The sequence below is a fragment of the Streptomyces sp. NPDC048496 genome, from assembly GCF_043200055.1.
Classification (GTDB): Bacteria; Actinomycetota; Actinomycetes; order Streptomycetales; family Streptomycetaceae; genus Streptomyces.
In genome coordinates this window covers 53,648-77,784 of record NZ_JBICXB010000029.1, presented here as the reverse complement: position 1 = coordinate 77,784, position 24,137 = coordinate 53,648, and the positions used below count along the sequence as shown (strand labels likewise).

The following is a 24,137-nucleotide window of genomic DNA, read 5'->3' as shown; positions in this document are numbered from 1 at the left end:
GAAGGACCAGCCCATCGATGACCCGTCCCACCGACTCCCGGAGTACGACCATGCAGCGCCTCACCGCGGACTCGGTGACCCTCGGCTACGACCAGCGGGTCATCGCGGAGAACCTCTCGGTCGAGATCCCCGACAACTCGTTCACCGTGATCGTCGGACCCAATGCCTGTGGGAAGTCCACGCTGCTGCGGGCACTGGCCCGGATGCTCAGGCCGAGCCGGGGGCAGGTGCTGCTGGACGGGCAGACGATTCATGCGATGCCCGCGAAGAAGGTCGCGAAGACCCTGGGGCTGCTGCCGCAGTCCTCGATCGCGCCCGACGGCATCACCGTCGCGGACCTGGTCGCACGCGGGCGGTATCCGCATCAGGGGCTGCTGCGGCAGTGGTCGCCGGACGACGAACGCATGGTCGAGGAATCGATGGTGTCGACCGGTGTCCGCGAGCTGGCCGATCGCTATGTCGACGAACTGTCCGGCGGTCAGCGGCAGCGTGTCTGGATCGCGATGGCGCTTGCACAGGAGACGCCGTTGCTGCTGCTCGACGAGCCGACGACGTACCTCGACATCCAGCACCAGATCGATGTCCTCGACCTGTGCGCGGAGTTGCATGAGACGCGCGGGCGGACGCTGGTCGCCGTGCTCCACGACCTGAACCACGCCGCGCGCTACGCCACGCATCTGATTGCCATGCGCGGGGGCGAGGTCATTGCCGAGGGGGCGCCGGGAGACGTGGTCACGGCGGAGCTGGTGGAGCGGGTGTTTGGGCTGCGGTGTCAGGTGATTGCTGATCCGGAGACGGGGACGCCGTTGGTGGTGCCGGCCGCGCGGGGTGCGCGCGTTGTGGGTTCGGTGGGGGCCTGAGCGGGGTTGCGCTGCCTGTCGGCGCGCCTTGTCCTCAACCGCCGGACGGGCTTGATTCCGGTGGGCGTGATCGGCCAGCGCGGCGCGCTCAATGGTGTCGGTGTACTACAGCAGTGTTCTGAGGCGCATGAGGTCTCGGAGGCTTGCTTCCAGCCGGACCCGGCCCGAGGCCCAGGCCTTCGCGAATTTCAGGTTCCCGTTCACCATGGCCACCAGGTCGTCGCCGTTCATCGCGAGCCGGATCTCGGCCTTCTCGCTCGGTGGGCCCTCGATCGTGTCGAGTACCTGGATCCGGCCTTCCTTGAGACGGCCGGTGAAGGTGATCCCGAGGTCCTTGATGTGACAGCTCAGCGAGCGGTCCAGGGCAGCCGCGCTGCGCACGTCGCCCTCGGCCGTCGCGAGGTTGTCGGAAAGTGTGTCGAGTGCGCTGCGGCACTCCGCCATGGTCGCCATCGTGACCGACGGTACCCCAGGCCTTCGCGGTAGCGTTTCCGCATGAGCGACTTGATGCCGGAGTCCGGGACGGCGTCCGGGGAATCGGCGGAGACGGCCGGCCCCGCACCCGAGCCCGCCGCCGCGCCCCTCGGCGTCACGCGTACCACCACCGGACACGCCGAGGTGGACGCGGGGCTGGAGCGGCTGGCCGATGCGGACCACCTCCCGGCGGAGGGACACATCGAGGTGTACGAGGATGTACACCGTGGGCTGCGCGATGCGCTGACCGCGCTGGATGCCCGGCCCGAACCCGCACCGGTACCCGCACCGATGCCCCCGTACAACAACAGGAGCTGAACCGAACGTGGCAGGAGTGGCACGTCGCCGCCTCGACGCCGAGCTGGTACGCCGAAAGCTCGCCCGCTCACGCGAGCATGCGAGCCAGCTGATCGCCGCAGGGCGGGTGACCGTCGGCGGCAACACCGCGACCAAACCCGCCACCCAGGTCGAGACCAGCGCCGCGGTCGTCGTCATCAAGGACGACAGCGACCCCGAGTACGTCTCGCGCGGCGGGCACAAACTCGCGGGCGCCCTCGCCGCCTTCGTACCCCTCGGGCTGAAGGTCGAGGGGCGCCGGGCGCTGGACGCAGGGGCGTCGACCGGTGGATTCACCGACGTACTGCTGCGGGCCGGAGCCGGTCATGTCGTCGCCGTCGACGTGGGCTACGGGCAGCTCGCCTGGTCGCTGCAGTCCGATGAACGCGTCACCGTCAAGGACCGTACCAACGTACGTGAACTGACGCTGGAGGCGATCGACGGAGAGGCGGTGGACCTGGTGGTCGGCGATCTGTCGTTCATCCCGCTCGGGCTCGTCCTGCCTGCCCTGGCGCGCTGTGCCGCCCCCGACGCGGACCTGGTCCTGATGGTCAAGCCGCAGTTCGAGGTCGGCAAGGAGCGGCTGGGCAGCGGTGGCGTGGTGCGCAGCCCCGAGCTGCGGGCCGAAGCGGTACGGGAGGTGGCGCGCCGGGCCTGGGCGCTGGGACTCGGAGTGCGCGGTGTGACCGCGAGCCCGCTGCCCGGGCCTTCCGGCAATGTCGAGTATTTTCTCTGGCTGCGGGCCGGAGCGCCTGAGCTGGATCCCGCGGATGTCGACCGCGCAGTGGCGGAGGGGCCTCGTTGACGACGAATGCGGCACGAACTGTCTTTCTTTTGGCACATACCGGCCGGCCGGCCGCGATCCGCAGCGCCGAGCTCGTGGTGCAGGGGCTGCTGCGCAGTGGACTCGGGGTACGGGTTCTTGCCGCGGAGGCCGCAGACCTGCCGCTCCCGACGGCCGTGGAGACGGTCGACGACGCCACGCCCGCGGCCGTGGACGGCTGTGAGCTGCTGATCGTCCTCGGCGGGGACGGGACGCTGCTGCGTGGCGCCGAGATCTCCCGGGCCTCCGGGGTGCCGATGCTCGGTGTCAACCTCGGCCGGGTCGGCTTCCTCGCCGAGGCCGAGCGGGACGACCTGGACAAGGTGGTCGACCGGGTCGTCACCCGGGCGTACCGGGTCGAGGAGCGCATGACGATCGACGTCCTCGTCCACAGCGACGGCGACATCGTCCACACCGACTGGGCGATGAACGAAGCGGCCGTGCAGAAGGTGTCGCCCGAGCGCATGCTCGAAGTCGTCCTGGAGATCGACGGGCGCCCGGTCACCGGCTTCGGCTGCGACGGGATCGTCTGTGCGACGCCGACCGGCTCCACCGCGTACGCCTTCTCGGCGGGCGGGCCCGTGGTGTGGCCGGAGGTCGAGGCGCTGCTGATGGTCCCGATCAGCGCCCATGCCCTGTTCGCCAAGCCGCTGGTGACGTCGCCGACCTCGGTGCTCGCTGTCGAGGTCCAGCCGCACACCCCGCACGGGGTGCTGTGGTGCGACGGGCGCAGGACCGTGGAGCTGCCGGCCGGAGCACGGGTCGAGGTGCGGCGCGGGGCTGTGCCCGTACGGCTGGCGCGGCTGCACCAGGCCTCGTTCACGGACCGGCTGGTGGCGAAGTTCGCGCTGCCCGTCTCGGGGTGGCGGGGCGCGCCCCACTGATCGCGTCGGTGCCGCAGCTCACGGCCCTCCGGCGCACGGGAGAGTGAATCCGCGGCCGGGGTCCGTCGCACACCGGGGTCCGGACCTCGTAAGGTCGTGTCCGTGTTGGAGGAGATGCGGATACGGTCGCTCGGAGTCATCGACGACGCGGTGGTGGAGCTGTCACCCGGGTTCACCGCGGTGACGGGCGAGACCGGCGCGGGCAAGACCATGGTCGTCACCAGCCTGGGGCTGCTGCTCGGCGGGCGCGCCGACCCCGCCCTGGTGCGGATCGGCGCCAAGGCCGCCGTCGTCGAGGGACGGATCACGGTGTCCGCCGGTGACGCGGCCGCGGTACGGGCCGAGGAGGCCGGGGCCGAAATCGACGAGGGTGCGCTGCTGATCAGCCGTACCGTTTCCGCGGAAGGGCGCTCGCGCGCCCATCTCGGCGGACGGTCCGTGCCGGTGGGCGTACTCACCGAACTCGCCGACGAACTCGTCGCCGTGCACGGCCAGACCGACCAGCAGGGGCTGCTCAAGCCCGCGCGGCAGCGGCAGGCCCTGGACCGGTACGCGGGCGACGGCGTCGCCGTGCCGCACGCCACGTACGCGGCGGCGTACCGGCGGCTGCGGGCCGTCGTCACGGAGCTCGACGAGCTGACCACGCGGGCCCGCGAACGCGCCCAGGAAGCGGATCTGCTGCGCTTCGGACTGGGCGAGATCGCCGGCGTCGAACCGCTGCCCGGCGAGGACGCCGATCTCGCCGCCGAGGCCGAACGGCTCGGTCACGCCGAAGCGCTCGCCTCCGCGGCCGCCCTCGCGCACGCCGCGCTCGCGGGCAACCCTGAGGACCAGGAGGCCGTCGACGCGACGACCGTCGTCGCCGCGGCCGGGCGGTCGCTCGACGCCGTCCGAGCCCACGACTCGGCGCTCGCCGCGCTCGCCGACCGGATCGGTGAGATCTCCATCCTGCTCGCCGATGTGGCGGGCGAGCTGGCCGGGTACGCCGACCAGCTTGACGCCGACCCGCTGCGGCTCGCCGCGGTGGAGGAGCGGCGCGCCGCGCTCACCGCGCTCACCCGCAAGTACGGCGAGGACATCGCCGCCGTGCTCGCCTGGGCCGAGGACGGGGCGCGCCGACTCACCGAACTCGAGGGCGACGACGACCGGATCGGCGAGCTGACGGCCGAACGGGACGCGCTGCGGGCCGAACTCTCCGGGCTCGGACAGACGCTGACCGATGCGCGGACGGCGGCGGCGGCACTCTTCGCTGAAGCGGTGACCGAGGAACTGGCCTCCCTCGCCATGCCGCACGCCCGGGTCTCCTTCGACATCCGGCAGACCGACGCGGCGGACGAGGCGTCCGGCATCGACATCGGCGGGCGGAGCGTGCTCTACGGTCCGTCCGGTGCCGACGAGGTGGAACTGCTGCTGGCCCCGCACCCCGGCGCCCAGCCCCGGCCGATCGCTAAGGGCGCGTCGGGCGGTGAGCTGTCCCGGGTGATGCTCGCCGTCGAGGTGGTGTTCGCGGGCTCCGACCCCGTACCCACGTACCTCTTCGACGAGGTCGACGCGGGCGTCGGCGGCAAGGCGGCCGTCGAGGTCGGGCGGCGGCTGGCGAAGCTCGCCAAGTCCGCGCAGGTGGTCGTCGTCACGCACCTGCCGCAGGTGGCGGCGTTCGCCGACCGGCAGCTGCTGGTCGAGAAGACGGTCGACGGGGCGGTGACCCGGAGCGGTGTCACGGTCCTGGAGGGCGAGGACCGAGTACGGGAGCTGTCCCGGATGCTTGCGGGGCAGGAGGACTCGGAGACGGCGCGGGCGCATGCGGAGGAGCTGCTGGCCGCGGCGCGGGCGGACGGGTAGGCGGCGGTGCACTGTTGTGCGGGGGAGTCTTTGCCGTTCGGCGCGGGGACGGGCCGGCTTCGGTGTCTGCGGTGTGGTGTGCGGGCCTCGGCGCCCCTGCGTCCGAGTGTTCGGGGCCGACTCGTAGCCTGACGCGCATGGGAGCAATGATCAGCAGGATCGCCGCCGGTACCGTCGCCGCCGGGGTCGCGGGCGGGGTGTACCGGGCGCTGCGGGGGCGGCCGCGCCCGGGGTGGTTGCGGACCAACTACGCGGGACGCACCGTCGATCTGTACGCCGGGCCCGCCGTTGTGCTCGGTGCCGCCGCCGGGGCCGCCGTGCTCCCGCTGCCGCCCCGCACCCGGACCGCCGCCGCCCTCGCCGTGCTGGCCGCCGGGGGCTGTGGCGCGTACGACGACTTCGCCGGCGCCGAGGATCCTCGCCGCGGCTTCCGCGCCCATCTCACCGCGCTGCGGCACGGAGAGGTGACCAGTGGCGCCGTGAAGCTCTTCGGCATCGGGGTGGCCGGGCTCGCTGCGGGCGCCCTGCTGAAGGAACGGCCCGTCGACCGGGTCCTCGCCGGTGTCGTGATCGCCGGAACCGCTCATCTCGTCAACCTGACGGACCTGCGGCCGGGCGTCGCGACCGCCACTGTGCTCGCCCTCGGGGCCCCGGGGCTGGTCCGGGGCGGACTCGCTGCCGCGCCGATGGGGGCCGTGGCCGCCCTCGCCGCCGAGGAACTGGGGGAACGCACCATGATCGGGGACGCGGGCGCACATGCCCTGGGCGCGGCCGTCGGCCTCGCGATCGTTGCGGGCAACGGCCGGGGCGGCCTCGCCGCCCATGCGGCGGGGGTCCTGGCCGCGGCGGTGTACGGGGACCGGATCAGCCGACTCGCTCGGCGCTGTCGGATCGGTGACGTGCTGTCGGGGCGCTGACGTGGCAATATCGCACCGTTGTCCTCACCCGTCCGGGTGGTAACGCACGCCCGGTTGTCGCTGCGCACACCGGAACCACGGCTCCGAGGTGCCGGAACGTGCGTACGGACTGGCATCCTTGGCGGTGCACATACCGCCCACTCGGTAGCCCCGGGAGCCATTCAACGTGTCACAGCTGCGTACGGTCCAAGTCCTGGGCGGCGGCAGTGCGGGCAGCAGCGCCCACGTCGGCTCGCTGGCCGCGGGGCTGGTGGCGAGAGGCGTACATGTCACCGTCTGCGCCCCGGCCGAACTGGACCGCGCCTACGACTTCTCCGGCTCGGGAGCCTGCTTCGTCCCCGTACCGCGGCGCAGCGACCCCGCCGCCGTCGCCGCCCTGCGGGGCGCCTGCGGGGGGGCGGACGTCGTTCATGCGCACGGGCTGCACGCCGCCGTACGCACGGGTCTTGCGCTCGGCGGGCGGCGCACCCCCCTGGTTCTGACCTGGCACACCCGGGCGTACGCCGAAGGTGCCCGCAGTCGGCTGCTCCACCTCCTGGAGCGAAGGGCCGCCCGGGCGGCGGCCGTTGTGCTCGGCACGTCGTCGGATCTGGTCGACCGGGCGCGGCGGCGGGGCGCGCGCGACGCGAGACTCGCGCCGGTCGCCATTCCTCTGTCGCGCATTCCCGCCGCTGTCCGCGACGATGGCAAGGTGCGGGCCGAACTCGGAGTGGTGGGGCGGTCGTTACTCGTCTCCATCGGCAGTCTCGTACCGCATCATGGGTACGACACGCTGCTCGACGCGGCACGGATGTGGCGTCAACTCGACCCCGTACCCCTGCTGGTCATCGTGGGGGAGGGGCGGGAGCGGGGTGCGCTCCAGCGGCGGATCCGGGACGAGGAACTGCCCGTCAGGCTGATCGGGAGCCGCGACGACGTCGCCGAGCTTCTTGCCGTCGCCGATCTGGCTCTGCTGCCCAGCCGGTGGGAGGCGCGGTCGCTGGTGGCTCAGGAGGCGCTGCGGATGGGGGTGCCGTTGGTTGCCACGGCGGTGGGCGGGATGCCCGAACTGGTCGGGGACGCGGCGGAACTTGTGCCGTCCGGCAACGCGGAGGCCATGGCGCGGGCCATTGTACGGCTGCTGGGGGACCCGGCGGCTCGGGAGCGGATGGCCGGCGCGGGGCGTGTGCAGGCGGCGAGTTGGCCCACGGAGGACGACACGATCGCGCAAGTCCTCAGTGTGTACGACGAGTTGGCTCAGCCGTTGCCGATCGGGTGGGGATGGTGAGGTGACGGCGGGGATGCCGGAGCATCCCGCGGCCGTCTCAGTCGCCTGATGCTCCCGGTCTGGCGTGGCGGCGGGCTCTCAGGGCCAGGCTCAGAGCCAGGACTGTCTGGGGGTCGTCCAGGTCGGTGCCCAGCAGCTCGCCGATGCGGGCCAGACGGTTGTAGAGGGTCTGGCGGTTCAGGTGCAGTTCGCGGGCCGTCTCCGCCTTGCGGCCCGCGTGGGCGAGATACGACTCCAGGGTGGGCAGCAGCGGCGGGCGCGAGGTGCGGTCATGATCGCGCAGCGGGCCGATCGCCCGTTCCACGAACGCCGCCAGGTCCGGATGATCCCGCAGCCGCCACAGCAGCAGGTCGATGTCCAGGCGCCGGGCGTCGTACCAGGGCCGGTCGCTGAGCCCCTGCGCGGCCGTCGCCGTCTCCGCCGCGTGCCGCAGCCCCGCCCCTGCCGCCGCCCAGCCGCCAGCGACCCCGACCACCACGACCGGCGGCTGCGCGCCCGCCCGCTCCAGCCCGGCCCGCTCGACGCCGGCCCGCAGCGCCGCCGCGACCCGGTCGGCCACCGCCGTACGCTCCGACTCGGACCGCAGGCCGAGCAGCAGCGGAACTCTGCCCTCCACGGGGCGTACGCCGAGCAGCACCGGCATGCCCACCGATGACAGCTCCTCCAGGACCGCGCGCGCCAGCAGCGCCCAGTTGCCCGACGGGGACAGCTCGGGGGCCAGTCGCATCACCACCGGCAGCAGCGGCGCCTCGCCCGGCTTGAAGCCCAGTACGCGGGCCTGCGCGGGTGCGTCCCCCGGAGCGATCCGGCCCTCCGCGAGGTCCGTCAGGAAGTCGCCGCGGCCGCGCGCGGCGAGCTCCTCCTCCTGGCGGGCCTGCATCAGCACCACGGCGAGGATGCCCGCCGCCCGCTCCGCCGCCATCCGGTGCACCGTCACCAGCGGCCCGGACACCGCGAGGAGCACCAGCCTGGCCCGTACCGAACCGGACCCGGGGCCGCCGCCCGGCACATCCACCAGCACCGCACCCGTGGGCGGTGCCTCACGGGCCGCCCGGCCGCCGCGCATCCCGTCCCACACCTGGAGCGGATCGGCGGAGACCGGACCGGACTCGGTGCCCGCCGCGTACAGCAGCTGGCCGTCCGCCGTCTCCAGGAAGACCGGGTTGGCGGTGAAGTCCGCCAGGATGCCGAGCACCTGCGGGATCCCGCCGCCGCCGAGCAGCGCCTCCGTGCACCGCCGGTGCACGTCCTCGGCCTGCCGCAGCAGCGCGTAATGGCCGTTGACGATCTCGGTGTGGATCTCCTCGGTCACTGTCACGAACGGCACCTCGCGGTGCAGCTGCACGAGCGGCAGACCGGCTGCCCGCGCGGCGTCCACGATCGAGGCGGGCAGTCTGCTGAAGCGCGGCCCGAGCTCCACCACCAGGGCGGCGATCCCGCGGTCGGCGAGCCTGCGCACGAAGGTGCGCTGCTCGGCGGGGCGGGTGCCGAGCCCCAGACCGGTGGTGAGCAGCAGCTCACCGCCCTTGAGGAGGGATGCGATGTTCGGGACCTCGCCCGCGTGCACCCAGCGCACTGTGCGGTTCAGCCGGTCCGCGCCGGCCACCACCTCGGGGAGTCCGCTGCGCAGCCCCGGCAGCTCCAGGGCGCGCTGCACGGTGATTCCGCCTTGGTTCTCCACTGGTTCTGGCCTCGCGTTTCCACTCGGGTCGGGCGGGCAGTCGCCCTGATTCAGGAAGGTACCGGCCCAGAGCGATGCGGGCGTCGTCGGGGAGCCGTCGGGGAGAGGCCGCCGATCGTGGGCAGCGGTACTGACCAGCCACTTTGACCTGCCGGGGCGGGGAACCGCTGTTGACAGGGGTTGCGGGCCGCTGCGATCTTGTGACCGCCGCGCGATTCGGGCCGAGCGGCCTTCCCACCCGGACCTGCACGTGGAGCAGACGTGAGCGACGACGTATCGGCATACGGAAGCCGGGAAGACCTTACGGACCCGCTTCCCGGCCCGCTGGTCGGCTCCGACTGGCTCGCGGCGCGGCTGGGCGAGCGCGGGCTGGTGGTCCTCGACGCCTCGGTGGGTGCGCACCGGGGCTCCGCGCACCGGATCGAGGGGGCGCGGCCCTTCGACATCGACGGGGCGTTGTCCGACCACTCCGGACCACTGCCCCACACGATGCCCGACGCCGACCGGTTCACCGAGGAGCTGCGCGCCTTGGGTGTCGACGACACCGACACCGTCGTCGTCTACGACTGCGTGGGCGTCTACTCCAGCGCGCGCGCCTGGTGGATGCTGCGCGCGATGGGCTTCGACCGGGTAGCGGTGCTCGACGGCGGCCTGCCGGCCTGGACCGACGCCGGGCTGCCGCTGGAGAGCGCCGGGCCCGCGCCCGCCGTGAAGCGCGGCGACTTCACCGCTCGGCCGCGCGCGGGGCTGGTCATCGGAAGCGAGGAGGTGGTGGCGGCCCTGGCCGACCCCACCGCGGCCGTCATCGACGCCCGCTCCAGGGGACGGTTCTCCGGCGCGGTCGCCGAGCCACGACCGGGGCTGCGCGCCGGCCATATGCCGGGGGCGGTCAATCTGCCTTTCGGCGAGATCCAGCGCGACGGCCGGATGCGTCCGGCGCAGGAGCTGCGCGCCGCGTTCGCCGCCCTCGCCGGGGAGCGGAAGCGGCTGCTCTTCAGCTGCGGATCGGGTGTCACCGCCTGCGTTCTGACACTGGGCGCCGAGCTGGCGGGCTACCGGGAGCTGGCTGTGTACGACGGGTCCTGGAGCGAATGGGGGCTGCCCTCGGAGCTTCCCGTCGTGACCGGGGCGGAGGGCGGCGGACCGCGGCGCTGATGTCGTTCGCCGCGGGCCGCTCACCGGGAGAGCGGTGCTGCTACGCGTGGATCCGCTTCTCAGCGTCCTCTCAGCGGACGCCACCCAGGCTGGAGGAGTGACCGGGAACGACCGAGCATCTCGTGGACCGGAAGGATGGAGCCCATGGCCCCGCGTACCGTCGCCCTCCCCGTCGATCCGGCCCGGGGCCGTACCGCCCCGAGGGCTGCGGACACCACCGGCAGACTGCACTGTTTCTTCGAGGACGCCTGCGACCGCATACCGTCGGCCGTCGCCCTCGAATGCGGATCACACCGTCTGACCTACGCCGGCCTCGACGCCCGAGCCGATCGAGTCGCCCACCGGCTGCGCAGTATCGGCATCGGTCCGGGCAGGCGCGTGGCTCTGCTGCTGCCCCGCTCCGTGGACATGTACGTGTACCTGCTGGGCGTCTGCAAGACAGGTGCGGCATTCGTGCCGATCGACCCCGCGGCGCCGCCCGACCGGGTCGCCTTCATCTTGAGCGACGCCGGCGCCACCGTGGTGCTGACCACGTCAGCTCTCGCGGCCGACGCCACCTGGGCGGGGCCGCGCCGGGCGTGCCCGGTGATCGAGATCGACGCGTGCGCCGGAGATCTGCCACCAGTGGCGTCCTCGCGCCCGCCTGCCGAGGCCCGGGGCGCGGATGATCCGCTCGCTTACGTCATGTACACCTCGGGGTCCAGCGGCCGGCCCAAAGGCGTGGAGATCGCCCAGTCGAGCATCTGCAACTTCCTGCGCGTCGTGTCCCCGATCTACGGCGTCCGGCCGCAGGACCGGGTGTACCAGGGCATGACCATCTCGTTCGACTTCTCCATCGAGGAGATCTGGCCCACCTGGGCGGCCGGCGCCACGCTCGTCGCCGGACCGGACGGCTCGGGACGGCTCGGCGACGAACTCGCCGACTTCCTCGAGGAGCACGACGTGACCATGCTGTACTGCGTACCGACGCTGCTGGCGACGATCCCGCGCGACCTCCCGCGGATCCGCAGCGTCGTCGTGGGCGGTGAGGCGTGCCCGGCCTCACTCGTCCAACGGTGGAGCAGGCCGGGACGGCGCATCCTCAACACATACGGGCCGACCGAGGCCACCGTCACGGCGACCTGGCAGGAACTTCTGCCGGGGCGACCGGTGACCATCGGCCGCCCCCTGCCGACGTACTCGGCGGTCCTCCTCGACGAGCGGCGCCGGCCGGTGCCGCACGGCGACGTCGGCGAGATCTGCCTGGGCGGTCCCGGCCTCGCCCGTGGCTACGCGGGCCGACCGGACCTGACCGCCGACCGCTTCGTCGAGCACCCCCTGGCGCCCGGCGGCGGCCGCCTGTACCGCACCGGAGACCTCGGCAGGATGACCGACGAAGGGGAGATCGAGTACCTCGGCCGGGCCGACGCCGAGGTGAAGATCCGCGGCTACCGGGTGTCGCTGGACGAGATCGACAACGTACTGCTGGAGGACCCCGGCGTGGCCCAGGCGGGCACCGCCCTCGTGGCCGCGCGCGACGGGCACGACGGCGACCGCGTTCTCGCCGCCTACGTCGTGCGCACCAAGAACGGCGCGCTTCCCGACGACGCCCTCGCCGCCCGGCTGCACGAGCGCCTGCGTCGCTCGCTGCCCGCCTACATGGTGCCCTCGGCGCTGGACTTCCTCGACCGGCTGCCGGTCATGCCGAGCGGCAAGACCGACCGCACGCGGCTGCCCGCACCGACCGGCCGCCGGCTCGTCGGCACCGGCCACGTGGCGCCGGCCCGCGGCGAGCTGGAGACGAGGGTACGCAACGCCTGGGCGCAGGTGCTCGGAATCACACCCGAGGAGCTGTCGGCGGAGGCCGATTTCTTCACCGATCTCGGCGGTCACTCCCTGCTCGCCGCCCGCGCCGTGTCGCTGCTGCGCGGCCGGGACGGCGGGACCGGCCCCACACTGCGCGACCTGTACGAGAACCCGACCGTGCGCGCGTTCGCGGCACGCCTGCGTGCCTGCGCGGATGCCCCTCGCCCGTCGGAGCAGCCCCGCCCGGCGCCCCTGCGGCACGGCCGCGCGAGGATCGCACGCGCCGGCCTGGCCCAGGCGGCGGCCTTCTACGGGCTGCTCTTCCTGTTGACGGGACCGGTGGCCCTCCCCTACGCACTGCACCACGGTCAGGTGTCGGGCCTGGGGGCCGTGGCGCCGACGATCGCCGTGCTGGCCGGTTTCGCCGCCGTACGCTGGCTCGTTCCCCTCGCTCTCGCGCGACCGCTGGCGGCGGGCATCCGGCCCGGCCGGTACCCGCTGTGGGGAGCGACCTACCTGCGTCTGTGGGCGCTGGACGTGCTGCTGATCGAGATCGGCCCCGTGCGGATGCTCAGCGGGTCCCCTCTGATGGGCCCCTACCTGCGGCTCCTCGGTGCGCGCATCGGCCCCCGGACCACCATCGCCACCAGCCTCGTCGGCCTGCCCACGCTGCTGCGCGTCGACTGCGACGCCACGATCGGCTACGGCGCCACGCTTCGCCCCTGGCAGGTCACCGACGGATGGGTCACAGTCGCCCCGATCACCATCGGCGAGCGGGCGTACGTCGGCGCCAACGCGGTCCTCGAACCCGGCGCGTGTCTGGGCCCCCGGTCCGCACTCGGCGAGCAGTCCGTGGCAGGCCCGGACGAGGCGGTCCCGGCCGGAGCGCGCCGTGCCGGATCGCCCGCACGCCGGGTCGAGGCACTCTCCCCGCTCGTCGAGACGATGCTGCGAAGCCGGGTCGAGACGGACCGCTGGCGGCCGCGGCAGCTGGCCGCCGCCCTGCTCGGCCTGGTCCTGCTGGAAGTGGCCGTGATCTCCATGCCCCTGCCGAGCTTCGCCCTGTTCTGGTGGGCCTGGCTGCATGGCGGCACGACCGACGGTCTGGCCGCCACCGCGCTGTCCGGCCCGGTCTTCGTGGCCACGGTGTGCCTCGTCGTCGCCGCCGGCAAGCGGGTTGTCCTGCCGAGGACACCCCTGGGGATCCACCCGGCGCGTTCGGCACTCGGCGTGCGCAAGTGGATCGCCGACAAGCTGCTGGAACACAGCCTGCTCCTCACCAACTCGCTCTACGCCACGCTCTACACGGTTCCGTGGCTGCGGCTGCTCGGCGCCCGCATCGGCCGACGCGCCGAAGTCTCCACCGCGGCGTTCATCGACCCGGACCTTCTCACCCTCGGTGACGGCAGCTTCGTCGCCGACAAGGCCGGCGTCGGCGTCGCCACCTTCGCGGCCGACCGCATGGCGTTCCGGTCCACCGAGGTCGGCGGACGCGCGTTCGTCGGCAACGCGGCGCTCGTTCCCGCCGGAGCGCGGCTCGGCCCGGGCAGTCTGATCGGAGTGGGCACGGTGCCGCCCCCGGACGAGGTGCCCGCCGACAGCACCTGGCTGGGCTCGCCCGCACTGCGGCTGCCGGTACGCCAGGCCAGTGGTCCGTACCCCGAGGAGCTGACGTTCCGGCCCACCCGCAAGGCCGTGCTCGGCCGCCTGGCCATCGAGTTCTTCCGCGTCACCATGCCCGCCTCGGTGCTCGCCACCAGTGCCTTCCTGTACCTGCTGGCCCTGACCGGCACTGCCCGCCGTACAGGGCCGCTGGTGTCGTTGCTCGTGTCGCCGTTCCTCGCCATGGGCGCGGTGCTGGCCGTCATCGGGTACTGCGCGCTTGCCAAGTGGGTGGTCGCCGGGAGGTACCGGCCGCGCGTCGAGCCCCTGTGGAGCCTGTTCGTGCGCCGTACGGAATTCGTCACCGGTCTCTTCGAGGGGGCCGCGGTCCCGGCAGGCGTGGCTGTCCTGGTGGGGACGCCGTTCCTCCCGCCGGTGCTCCGCTTGTTCGGCGCCCGCATCGGACGGCGCACCTGGATCGGAACCACGTACCTCACCGAGTTCGACCTGGTGGAGGTGGGCGACGACGCCGCGATCGGCCTGCACGTCTCCCTGCAGACCCACCTGTTCGAGGACCGCGTGATGAAAATGTCGACGGTGACCGTCGGCCCCGGTGCGAGCATCGGCTCGCGGGCGATCGTGCTCTACGACGCGGTGGTGGGCGCCGATGTCCGGCTCGGGACACTGTCCCTGGTCATGAAGGGCGAGCGGCTGACGCCGGGAACGAGTTGGCACGGGCTCCCCGCCGAAGGGCTCACGGCAGCGGCCACCGGGCGGCGTACGAGGTCCGAGCCGACGAAGCATGCGAGGTGAGGCAGCCATGGCGCACTCCGACACCACCGCGGGGCGCCGCCCCCTCGCCCTCGTCTACCGGGGGCCGGGGGCTGTCCACCGACTACGGCGGCACCGGCGCCGCGCCGGCCGAGGGGCTGCCGGGCTGGACGATCGCAGACGTCACCATGGACGGAAGCCGTACTGCGGCGATCGCCATCCGCAGCGGCTGACGGCACATGCGGCCGGTCCGTGCCCCGCGGAGCACGGACCGGCCGCATGTGCCGTCAGCCGAACGGCTGATCGGCGACGCGCGACGTGCGCACCAGGCGCTGCCGCTCGTCGAGGTCCGTCTCTCGCCGTCCCTCGGGCCGCCCGCCGACTCGCCGGACGTCGGTTGCCCGCCGGTCGCGGTCGTCGTCGTGCCGCATGCGCTCCCGGGTGTCCCGGTCACGGTCCCGGCGCTCGTCTCGGAGGCCCTTCATCATTCCTCACCTTGCCTGGCCGTGCCTGTTTGACGATTCCAGCCTCTGACCGGGGCACTGAGAGGAGGCTGAGAGCCGAACCGATCCTCAGGGTCCTCTCAGCAAACAGCCGCTGGTCCGGAGCTACGGTGGATGGAGAGAGGCTGCCATGCGAATGCTGATCATCGAGGACGAGCAAGCACTCGCCGAGGCGATCGCCGACGGACTTGCCGCGGAGGGCTTTGTCGCCGACGTCGCACACGACGGCGCGGACGGACTGTGGCGGGCTCTCCACGAGCCCTACGACGTCATCGGGCTGGACATCATGCTGCCCTCCATGTCGGGGTACGAGGTCCTGAAACGGCTGCGGGCGGCCAGGGTCTGGACGCCGGTGCTGATGCTCACGGCGAAGGACGGGGAGTACGACGAGGCGGACGCCCTCGACCTCGGCGCCGACGACTACCTGAGGAAGCCGTTCTCCTACGTGGTGCTCGTCGCCCGCCTGAGGGCCCTGCTGCGCCGCGGAGCACCCGCCCGGCCCGCCGTGCTCACCGCCGGCGACCTCACCCTGGACCCCGCGCGACACCGCTGCCGCCGTGGGTACCGTGACATCGACCTGACGGCACGGGAGTTCACACTCCTGGAGTACCTGCTCAGGCACCCCGACGAGGTGATCAGCAAGACGGACATCCTCTCCCACGTGTGGGACGAGCACTTCGACGGCGACACCAACATCGTCGAGGTGTACGTCGGCTACCTCCGGCGCAAGATCGACGCCCCGTTCGACCGCCGGACCATCGAGACCGTCCGCGGTGCCGGCTACCGGCTGCGCAGTGGCGCGAGGTGACAGATGTCCGCCGTCGTTCGGTCCTGGTGGGCCTGCCGGTCGTTGCGGCTGCGGCTGACCGCCGCCGCGGCCGTGGTCATGACGGCCGGGCTGGCCGGAGCCGCCGCGCTGCTCGTCGTCTGGCTGCACGCAAGCCTGATCAGCGGTCTCGATCAGACCGCCCTGCAAAGCGCCCAGGTCGTGGCATCGTACGAGGACAGCGACCGGATCCCCGCGGAGGTGCCCCTCACCGACCACGGGGAAGTCGCCGTACAGGTCGTCGACGCCGGGGGAAAGGTGAGCTCCAGTTCGGCCAATCTGCGCGGCCGGCCGCGGGCGTTCACTTTCCCGGCGAGCGAGTCCAGCATTCCGCGGGCCCACACCGTCCACGACATTCCCGTGGGGGGCAGCGGGACGTGGCGTGCCGTCGGTGTCCCCGCGGGCACGGCCCGCAATCCCGTGACCGTGTACGTGGCCGTGCCCACCGAAAGCGTCGACCACGGTCTGGCCCAGCTCGCCGCCGGTCTGGCCACCGGCGTGCCGGCGGTCGTCGCCCTGCTCACCGGTGTCGTGTGGCTGCTCACCGGGCGCGCGCTGCGCCCCGTGGACGCCATGCGTGCGCAGACCGCGGAGATCACCGCGTCCGACCTGAGCCGCCGCGTCGACGTACCGCCCGCCGACGACGCGCTCGGCCGGCTGGCCAGGACCTTCAACGATCTGCTGGCCCGTCTGGACGCAGCGACCCAACGGCGGCGAAGGTTCATCGCGGACGCCGCCCACGAACTGCGCAACCCCCTCAGCACCCTGCACACCCGCCTTGAAGTCGCCGCCCATCACCCCGGCTCCACCGACTGGAAGACCCTCGCCCCCGGCCTTCTCCGGGAGACCGAACGACTCGCCCGGCTCGTCGACGACCTGCTCCAACTCGCGCGACTCGACGCCCGGCCCCGGCTGCGCACCCGTCCCGTCGACCTGGACGAGATCGTCTTCACCGAGGTGCGCCAGGCCCGCCGCCGAACCCGGCTCGTCATCGACCAGCACGCCGTCGGCGCGGCACGTGTGGAGGGCGACGAGGACGCCCTCGCCCGTGTCGTACGCAATCTGCTGGACAACGCCCTGCGCCACGCCACCACGCGTATCGACGTCAGCCTCCGCACCCTCGACGGCACCGCCCGGCTGGTCGTGGCCGACGACGGCCCCGGCATCCCCGAGGCCGACCGGGAGCGCGTCTTCGGACGCTTCACCCGCCTGGACGACGCCCGCGCCCGGTACACCGGTGGCAGCGGCCTCGGCCTCGCCATCGTCCGTGACACCGTCACGGCCCATCACGGCAGCACCCGCATCGAGGACAACCGACCCGGCGCCCGGCTGGTCGTCCTGCTGCCGGCAGAGGACCGGTGATCGCCGTCGGGGCGGTGCACTTCGGTGCGGCCGGCGCGGGCGAGTCCGTACTGGAACAGCGTGGGAACGGTTCGGGCTTCACCGGGCGCGGAGCGACCAGGCCCTGGTGTGGCCCGCGGTGATGGGGATCCGGGATCCCACATCCCCTCCCCGGGGTCAGCCGACGTAGGCCCCGCTCGCCGTCAGCCGCAGCGCCGTGTCGATCAGTGGCACATGGCTGAACGCCTGCGGGAAGTTCCCCACCTGCCGCTGCAGCCGCGGATCCCACTCCTCCGCGAGCAGCCCCAAGTCGTTGCGGAGCGAGAGCAGCCGTTCGAAGAGCTGGCGTGCCTCGTCGACCCGCCCGATCATCGCCAGGTCGTCGGCCAGCCAGAACGAGCACGCCAGGAACGCGCCCTCGTCGCCCTCGAGACCGTCGACGCCCGTGTCCTCGCCCTTGGTGGGGTAGCGCAGCACGAAGCCGTCCTCTGTGGACAGCTCGCGCTGGATCGCCTCGATCGTGCCGATGACCCGCTTGTCGTCCGGCGGCAGGAAGCCCATCTGCGGGATCAGCAGCAGCGATGCGTCGAGCTCCCTCGACCCGTAGGACTGGGTGAAGGTGTTGCGTTCCTTGTCGTAGCCGTTTTCGCAGACATCGCGGTGGATGCCGTCGCGCAGTTCCCGCCACCGCTCCAGAGGTCCCTCGATGTCCCCGGACTCGATCAGCTTGATGGTGCGGTCGACGGCGACCCAGGCCATGACCTTGGAGTGGACGAAGTGACGGCGCGGCCCGCGCACCTCCCAGATGCCCTCGTCCGGTTCGTCCCAGTGGTTCTCCAGGTACGAGATCAGCTTCAGCTGGAGCCCCGTCGCGTAGTCGTTGCGGGTCAGGCCCGTCATGTGGGCGAGGTGCAGCGCCTCGATGACTTCGCCGTACACATCGAGCTGCAGCTGTCCCGCCGCGCCGTTGCCGACCCGGACCGGGCTTGAGTTCTCGTAACCGGGCAGCCAGTCCAGCTCGGCCTCGCCCAGCTCGCGCTCACCCGCGATGCCGTACATGATCTGCAGGTTCTCCGGGTCACCCGCGACGGCCCGCAGCAGCCACTCGCGCCAGGCGCGGGCCTCCTCGCGGTAGCCGGTGCGCAGCAGCGAGGAGAGGGTGATCGCCGCGTCGCGCAGCCAGGTGTAGCGATAGTCCCAGTTCCGTGAGCCGCCGATGTCCTCCGGCAGCGAGGTGGTCGGGGCGGCGACGATGCCGCCGGTCGGCGCGTACGTCAGTGCCTTCAGGGTGATCAGGGAGCGGACCACCGCCTCACGGTAGGGGCCGTGGTACGTGCACTGCTCGACCCACTCGCGCCAGAAGTCCTCCGTCGCCTCCAGCGACCCCTCCGGGTCGGGCAGTCCGGGCGGCTCGTGGTGCGAGGGCTGCCAGCTGATGGTGAAGGCGATCCGGTCCCCCGGTGCGACGATGAAGTCGGAGTACGTCGTCAGGTTCTCGCCGTACGTGTCGGCGGGCGTGTCCAGCCAGACGGAGTCCGGGCCGGCGACCGCGACCGTGCGGCCGTCGACCTTGTGCACCCACGGGATGACCCGCCCGTAGCTGAACCGCATGCGCAGCTCGGAGCGCATCGGCACCCGGCCGCTGATCCCTTCCACGATCCGGATCAGTTGCGGCGCGCCGTCACGCGGGGGCATGAAGTCGGTCACGCGGACCGTGCCGCGCGGCGTGTCCCACTCCGACTCCAGGATGAGGGAGTCCCCGCGGTAGCGCCGCCGGTCCGCTGCCGGTGGCTCCGTCCCGGTCGCGTACGCGGGGCCCAGGCGCCAGAAGCCGTGCTCCTCGGTACCCAGCAGTCCCGCGAAGATGGCATGCGAGTCGAAGCGGGGCAGGCACAGCCAGTCGGCCGTGCCGTCCCGGCAGACCAGGGCAGCGGTCTGCATGTCTCCGATGAGTGCGTAATCCTCGATGCGCCCGGCCACGTGCATCTCCAGTCGAACGGCCATGTCGCCCCGTGGGGCGCTTACTGCGGGTCAAGAGGTCGTTGCAAGGGGTTGTTGTGGTGAGCCGAGGGCTCCAATGCCTCGCCCGGGGCGAGTGTCCGAGCAGGATACGACGCACGTGCATGATCCGCGCGACGGTCCCGGCAACACGTCTGCGCCGAACGAGTGGGGCGTGAACGTGGTGTGGTGATTCTGTGCAACGAGTGTGCCGGGCGTGGCCGGAAGCGGGCTCCCCCAGTCGCTGATACCCTGGTAGCCCGTGGACCGGTGGTCGTCAGCAACAGCGGACGAGCCCCCCGAACCGCAGCGACGGCACCTCCGGATCTCCGGATGGCAACGCCGGTACGCACCTCAAGATCCGCGACCACGGGAGCCCCCTTTGGCTATGCAGCCCACATCCACGACGACCAAGCACATCTTCGTCACCGGGGGTGTCGCCTCATCCCTCGGCAAGGGTCTGACTGCCTCCAGCCTGGGTGCCCTGCTCAAGGCGCGGGGCCTTCGGGTCACCATGCAGAAGCTCGACCCCTACCTGAACGTCGACCCGGGCACGATGAACCCGTTCCAGCACGGCGAGGTGTTCGTCACCAACGACGGCGCCGAGACCGACCTGGACATCGGCCACTACGAGCGCTTCCTCGACGTCGACCTCGACGGCTCCGCCAACGTCACGACCGGCCAGGTGTACTCGCAGGTCATCGCCAAGGAGCGGCGCGGCGAGTACCTCGGTGACACCGTGCAGGTCATCCCGCACATCACCAACGAGATCAAGCACCGCATCCGCCGCATGGCCACCGACGACGTCGACGTCGTCATCACCGAGGTCGGCGGCACGGTCGGCGACATCGAGTCGCTGCCGTTCCTGGAGACCGTCCGCCAGGTCCGTCACGAGGTCGGCCGGGACAACGTCTTCGTCGTGCACATCTCGCTGCTGCCGTACATCGGCCCGTCCGGCGAGCTCAAGACCAAGCCCACCCAGCACTCCGTCGCGGCGCTGCGCAACATCGGTATCCAGCCGGACGCCATCGTGCTGCGCGCCGACCGTGACGTACCGACCGCCATCAAGCGCAAGATCTCGCTGATGTGCGACGTCGACGAAGCCGCTGTGGTGGCCTGTGTGGACGCCAAGTCGATCTACGACATTCCGAAGGTGCTGCACACCGAGGGTCTGGACGCGTACGTGGTGCGCAAGCTCGACCTGCCGTTCCGCGATGTCGACTGGACCACCTGGGACGACCTGCTGGACCGCGTCCACAACCCTGACCACGAGGTCACCGTCGCACTCGTCGGCAAGTACATCGACCTGCCCGACGCGTACCTCTCCGTCACCGAGGCCATCCGGGCCGGCGGCTTCGCGAACAAGGCCCGGGTCAAGGTCAAGTGGGTCGCCTCCGACGACTGCAAGACCCCGGCCGGTGCCGCCAGGCAGCTCTCCGACGTCGACGCCATCTGCGTCCCCGGTGGCTTCGGCGACCGCGGTGTCAACGGCAAGATCGGTGCCATTCAGTACGCCCGTGAGAACAAGGTGCCGCTGCTCGGCCTCTGCCTCGGCCTGCAGTGCATCGTGATCGAGGCGGCGCGCAACCTCGCCGAGATCCCCGACGCCAACTCCACCGAGTTCGACGCCGCCACCTCCCACCCCGTCATCTCGACGATGGAGGAACAGCTCGCCTACGTCGAGGGCGCGGGTGACCTGGGCGGCACCATGCGGCTCGGCCTGTACCCGGCGAAGCTCGCCGAGGGCTCGCTGGTCCGTGAGGCGTACGGCGACCAGCCGTACGTGGAGGAGCGTCACCGCCACCGCTACGAGGTCAACAACGCCTACCGCGCCGAGCTGGAGAAGAAGGCCGGTCTGGTCTTCTCCGGCACCTCGCCGGACAACAAGCTCGTCGAGTACGTCGAGTACCCGCGCGAGATCCACCCCTACCTGGTCGCCACCCAGGCGCACCCGGAGCTCCGTTCCCGCCCGACCCGCCCGCACCCGCTCTTCGCGGGCCTGGTGAAGGCGGCCGTCGAGCGCAGGACGGGCGCCCGGGCAGACAGCAAGCGGGGCGCCACGTCGGGCAAGTAGTCCGGCGGCAGGCAGGCGTTACCGTTGACCGGGGTACGGATCGATCGAGGATCCGTACCCCGGTTTCTTTTTTGTGGGAGGACGTAGATGGTTATCCAGGACACGCCCGAGGAGTGGCAGGTCACTGCGACCGGGACCCCCTTCACGGGCAACAAGACCAGCGTCCGCACCGATGACGTGGTGATGCCCGACGGATCGGTCGTCCGCCGCGACTACCAGGTCCACCCCGGATCGGTCGCCGTGCTCGCACTCGACGACGCGGGCCGGGTCCTCGTACTGCGGCAGTACCGGCACCCCGTGCGCCACAAGCTCTGGGAGATCCCCGCCGGACTGCTCGACGTCCCCGGTGAGAACCCGCTGCACGCGGCGCAGCGCGAGCTCTACGAGGAGGCGTACGCCAAGGCCGAGGACTGGCGGGTACTGACCGACGTCTACACCACGCCCGGCGGCTGCGACGAAGCCGTACGGATCTTCCTCGCCCGGAACCTCTCCGAAGCGGACGGTGAGCGCTTCGCGGTCTCCGAGGAGGAGGCCGACATGGAGCTGGCACGGGTGGAGCTGCAGGAGCTCGTACGCGGGGTGCTCGCCGGGGAGCTGCACAACAACTGCCTCGTGGTGGGTGTCCTCTCGCTCGCGGCCGTGCTCGCCGGTGACGGGATCGATTCGTTGCGGCCGGCCGAGGCGCCGTGGCCGGCCCGGCCGTTCGAGGCCTGACGGTCTATCGGGACGCAGGTAAGTCTTCCGGTCGGACGAACTGCTGATCCGATCGGGGGGCGCACCCGCCGCGCTCCACTCTGAGGGCGCATACGCCTGAACTACGCTCGGAGTGCCCTGACCGGAGTCCCGGCGGGCAACGCGTGCAGCGAAGTGGAGCGTGGCCCGTGACGGATCAGGCGGTGGACACCAGCGGCCCGGCGACGGCAGCGGGTACCGAGAAGCCGTCCGGCGCCGCACCACCCCGATTCTTCGGCCGCGAACGCGAGTTGAAGGCGCTGCGGGCCGATATCGAACGGGCCGGGCTGGACACCCTGGCCGGCCGCAAGACCGCCCGTGCCCGGGTCCTGCTGATCGCCGGACGCCCCGGCTCCGGACGCACCGCACTCGCCGAGGAACTCGCCCGCGGGCTCATGGACTCCGGCGACTACCCCGACGGGCTGCTCCGGGTCCGGCTTACCGAACCCGGCGGCGCCCCCGTCCCCACCGAACGCACCGCACGCGAGCTCCTCGACCAACTGGGCGTCACCGGCCCGCCCGGCGCGGACGGTGACGAACTGTCCGGGATGGTCCGCGAGGCCCTCGCCGCACAGAGCGCCCTGCTGCTGCTCGACGACGCGGCCGACGCCGAGCAGGTCGACCCGCTGCTGCCGGACAACCCGGACTGCCTCGTCGTCGCCACCGCGCAGGGCCCGCTGACCGGCATTCCCGGCGTCCGGCCCTGCACCCTCGGCGGTCTCGACGCGGGCTCCGCCGTCCAGCTGCTGGCCCGCACCATCGGCCAGGTCAGGATCACCGTCGACCCGCGGACCGCCGAGACCCTCGCCGAGGTGTGCGGCGGGCAGCCGGCTGCTCTGGTCATGATCGGCGGCTGGCTCGCCACCCATCCGATGGCATCGGTCGCCGACGTCACCAAGCAGCTGCACGAGCTGCCGGACGACGACGAGCAGTCCACCGGTGCCCGCCCGCTGGCCCGTGCCTTCCGGCTGGTCCACGAGTCCCTGCCGCCGACCGCCGCCCGGATACTGCGCCTGCTCGCGCTCGCCCCGGCCGGACTCGCCGACGCCCACACCGCCTCCGCGCTGGCCGGCTGCTCGGTCTCGGCCGCCCAGTCGACCCTCGACGACTTCGTCCTGCTGGGCCTGCTGCGGACCAATGGCGCGGAGCTGTCGCAGTACGCGGTGCCCGGCTGCCTCGTCCCGTTGCTGCGCGCCCTGCTGGCGGACCGGGACCGGCCGGCCGAGGTCCAGCTGGCCCGGGCCCGGATGCTGGAGCGGACCGTACGGCAGCTGCAGTCCTGCCGGGCGGTCACCGAGCCGGAGGGCTCCCCGGCCGGCAAGAAGCTCGCCGGGCTGCCGCGCTCGCTGCGCTTCCCGGATCCCGAAGCGGCCGCTGCCTGGCTGCGGATCCGCCGGCCCGCTCTGCTCGCCTCCGCCCGGATCGCCGTCGAGGACGGTGAACTCGACACCCTGGCAAGGCGGTTGGTGGCCGCGCTGGTGCGGGCGCTGGCCGTGCACCAGGGCACCGAGGCCGCCGCACCCGATCTGTACGGGCTGCACGGACTGGTCCTGGCCGTCGCCGAGCGGCGCAAGCTGCCCCGTGAGCAGGCTGCCGCGCTGCTCAATCTCGCCGATCTGGATGCCAGGACCGGGCGTACGAAGGAGGCGCTGACCCGATACCGGGCCGCGCTGGACGCCGGGCGGGCGGCGAAGGACCCGTACGCGACCGGCAGGGCGATGGAATCCGTAGGCGGCGCCTACGCCGAGCTGGGGGACTTCCACCGGGCCTCCGACTGGTTCGGCCGGGCGCTCGCGCAGCGGCTCACCCAGGGCGAGCGTGCCGACGAGGCGCGGTTGTACGGGCGGCTCGGCGCCGTCCACACCTATGCCGGGCGGTACGGCGAGGCGCTGCGGAACTGGCGGGCCGCGGCGGCCGGGTACCGCAGGCTCGGCGACCTGCCCGCCCAGGCGCGGGCGCTCAGTGAGGCCGCGCGGGTGCAGGAGTACGCGGGGCGGCCGCAGGAGTCGCTGCAGACCTGCCAGGAGGCCGTGGAGTGGGCGCGGCAGGCCAAGGACGTACGCCTGCAGGCGGCGCTGGAGCTCCGGCTGGCCGACACCCTCGAGCGGCTCGGAGACCCCACTGCGGCCCGGCTGCACCGCGGTATGGCGGACAGGCTGCTGGGCGAGAAGGGCCCTACCTGCGAAATCCGCAGTGTGTCGGCAGAAAATTAATGCTTTGTAAGGCTAGACAGCAGGAAGCCCTTCATTAGACTGGTCTTGCCGCG

The 24,137-nt window shown here is 72.2% G+C and carries 18 protein-coding genes; 14 read left to right on the top strand and 4 right to left on the bottom strand.

What is annotated here, in order from left to right:
- Window positions 1–50: 50 nt before the first annotated feature.
- Window positions 51–860 carry an ABC transporter ATP-binding protein gene (locus ACGFSA_RS23855; protein WP_393307344.1) on the top strand — a complete coding sequence of 270 codons (810 nt, stop codon included), beginning with the start codon at window positions 51–53 and terminating at the stop codon, window positions 858–860.
- Window positions 861–965: 105 nt separating this feature from the next.
- Here the strand turns inward: ACGFSA_RS23855 and ACGFSA_RS23850 are convergent, their stop codons facing one another.
- Window positions 966–1,313 carry an SCP2 sterol-binding domain-containing protein gene (locus tag ACGFSA_RS23850; protein WP_393307330.1) on the bottom strand — a complete coding sequence of 116 codons (348 nt, stop codon included), beginning with the start codon at window positions 1,311–1,313 and terminating at the stop codon, window positions 966–968.
- Window positions 1,314–1,355: 42 nt separating this feature from the next.
- Here ACGFSA_RS23850 and ACGFSA_RS23845 point away from each other — a divergent pair, with 42 nt between their 5' ends.
- From ACGFSA_RS23845 to ACGFSA_RS23820, 6 genes are all read left to right on the top strand, one after another.
- On the top strand, window positions 1,356–1,652 hold the full coding sequence (locus tag ACGFSA_RS23845; protein WP_393307328.1) for a hypothetical protein: 297 nt from the start codon (window positions 1,356–1,358) through the stop codon (window positions 1,650–1,652).
- A 7-nt stretch (window positions 1,653–1,659) separates the two neighbouring features.
- Window positions 1,660–2,475 (top strand): TlyA family RNA methyltransferase, encoded by an 816-nt coding sequence (locus ACGFSA_RS23840; protein WP_358858176.1) that lies wholly within the window; start codon window positions 1,660–1,662, stop codon window positions 2,473–2,475.
- Window positions 2,472–3,377 (top strand): NAD kinase, encoded by a 906-nt coding sequence (locus tag ACGFSA_RS23835; protein ID WP_393307326.1) that lies wholly within the window; start codon window positions 2,472–2,474, stop codon window positions 3,375–3,377. Before ACGFSA_RS23840 ends, ACGFSA_RS23835 begins: the two co-directional genes overlap by 4 nt.
- Window positions 3,378–3,473: 96 nt before the next feature.
- The gene (recN, locus tag ACGFSA_RS23830) at window positions 3,474–5,219 is read left to right on the top strand and encodes a DNA repair protein RecN (protein ID WP_393307324.1); all 1,746 of its coding nucleotides are present in this window, start codon (window positions 3,474–3,476) and stop codon (window positions 5,217–5,219) included.
- Window positions 5,220–5,365: 146 nt separating this feature from the next.
- On the top strand, window positions 5,366–6,136 hold the full coding sequence (locus tag ACGFSA_RS23825) for a hypothetical protein (RefSeq protein ID WP_393307342.1): 771 nt from the start codon (window positions 5,366–5,368) through the stop codon (window positions 6,134–6,136).
- Window positions 6,137–6,302: 166 nt separating this feature from the next.
- Window positions 6,303–7,403: a glycosyltransferase family 4 protein gene (locus tag ACGFSA_RS23820; protein WP_393307322.1), complete on the top strand. Its 1,101-nt coding sequence runs from the start codon at window positions 6,303–6,305 to the stop codon at window positions 7,401–7,403.
- Window positions 7,404–7,440: 37 nt separating this feature from the next.
- On the opposite strand, the gene ACGFSA_RS23815 is transcribed toward ACGFSA_RS23820, so the two are convergent.
- The gene (locus ACGFSA_RS23815; RefSeq protein ID WP_393307320.1) at window positions 7,441–9,084 is read right to left on the bottom strand and encodes a PucR family transcriptional regulator; all 1,644 of its coding nucleotides are present in this window, start codon (window positions 9,082–9,084) and stop codon (window positions 7,441–7,443) included.
- A gap of 261 nt (window positions 9,085–9,345) precedes the next feature.
- On the opposite strand from ACGFSA_RS23815, the gene ACGFSA_RS23810 reads away from it, so the two are divergent.
- The gene (locus tag ACGFSA_RS23810; protein ID WP_393307318.1) at window positions 9,346–10,239 is read left to right on the top strand and encodes a sulfurtransferase; all 894 of its coding nucleotides are present in this window, start codon (window positions 9,346–9,348) and stop codon (window positions 10,237–10,239) included.
- A 144-nt stretch (window positions 10,240–10,383) separates the two neighbouring features.
- Entirely contained in the window at window positions 10,384–14,439 is a 4,056-nt protein-coding gene (locus ACGFSA_RS23805; RefSeq protein ID WP_393307316.1) for a Pls/PosA family non-ribosomal peptide synthetase, read from the top strand.
- A gap of 245 nt (window positions 14,440–14,684) precedes the next feature.
- Here ACGFSA_RS23805 and ACGFSA_RS23800 read toward each other — a convergent pair whose 3' ends face one another.
- Window positions 14,685–14,885: a hypothetical protein gene (locus ACGFSA_RS23800; RefSeq protein ID WP_393307314.1), complete on the bottom strand. Its 201-nt coding sequence runs from the start codon at window positions 14,883–14,885 to the stop codon at window positions 14,685–14,687.
- A gap of 145 nt (window positions 14,886–15,030) precedes the next feature.
- Between ACGFSA_RS23800 and ACGFSA_RS23795 the strand changes: the two genes are divergently transcribed.
- Together ACGFSA_RS23795 and ACGFSA_RS23790 are read left to right on the top strand one after the other, a co-directional pair.
- Window positions 15,031–15,708: a winged helix-turn-helix domain-containing protein gene (locus tag ACGFSA_RS23795; RefSeq protein ID WP_393307312.1), complete on the top strand. Its 678-nt coding sequence runs from the start codon at window positions 15,031–15,033 to the stop codon at window positions 15,706–15,708.
- A gap of 3 nt (window positions 15,709–15,711) precedes the next feature.
- Window positions 15,712–17,088 carry a sensor histidine kinase gene (locus ACGFSA_RS23790; protein ID WP_393307310.1) on the top strand — a complete coding sequence of 459 codons (1,377 nt, stop codon included), beginning with the start codon at window positions 15,712–15,714 and terminating at the stop codon, window positions 17,086–17,088.
- 156 nt (window positions 17,089–17,244) lie between these two features.
- Here ACGFSA_RS23790 and ACGFSA_RS23785 read toward each other — a convergent pair whose 3' ends face one another.
- Window positions 17,245–19,047: a glycoside hydrolase family 15 protein gene (locus ACGFSA_RS23785; protein ID WP_393307340.1), complete on the bottom strand. Its 1,803-nt coding sequence runs from the start codon at window positions 19,045–19,047 to the stop codon at window positions 17,245–17,247.
- A gap of 406 nt (window positions 19,048–19,453) precedes the next feature.
- Between ACGFSA_RS23785 and ACGFSA_RS23780 the strand changes: the two genes are divergently transcribed.
- The 3 genes from ACGFSA_RS23780 (at window position 19,454) to ACGFSA_RS23770 (ending at window position 24,084) form a co-directional block, all read left to right on the top strand.
- Window positions 19,454–21,139, top strand: a complete 1,686-nt coding sequence (locus ACGFSA_RS23780; RefSeq protein ID WP_393307308.1) for a CTP synthase — start codon at window positions 19,454–19,456, stop codon at window positions 21,137–21,139.
- 87 nt (window positions 21,140–21,226) lie between these two features.
- Window positions 21,227–21,853, top strand: coding sequence for an NUDIX domain-containing protein (locus tag ACGFSA_RS23775; protein ID WP_393307306.1), 627 nt, complete (start codon window positions 21,227–21,229; stop codon window positions 21,851–21,853).
- A 167-nt stretch (window positions 21,854–22,020) separates the two neighbouring features.
- The gene (locus ACGFSA_RS23770; RefSeq protein WP_393307304.1) at window positions 22,021–24,084 is read left to right on the top strand and encodes a tetratricopeptide repeat protein; all 2,064 of its coding nucleotides are present in this window, start codon (window positions 22,021–22,023) and stop codon (window positions 24,082–24,084) included.
- The last annotated feature ends 53 nt before the right edge of the window (window positions 24,085–24,137 follow it).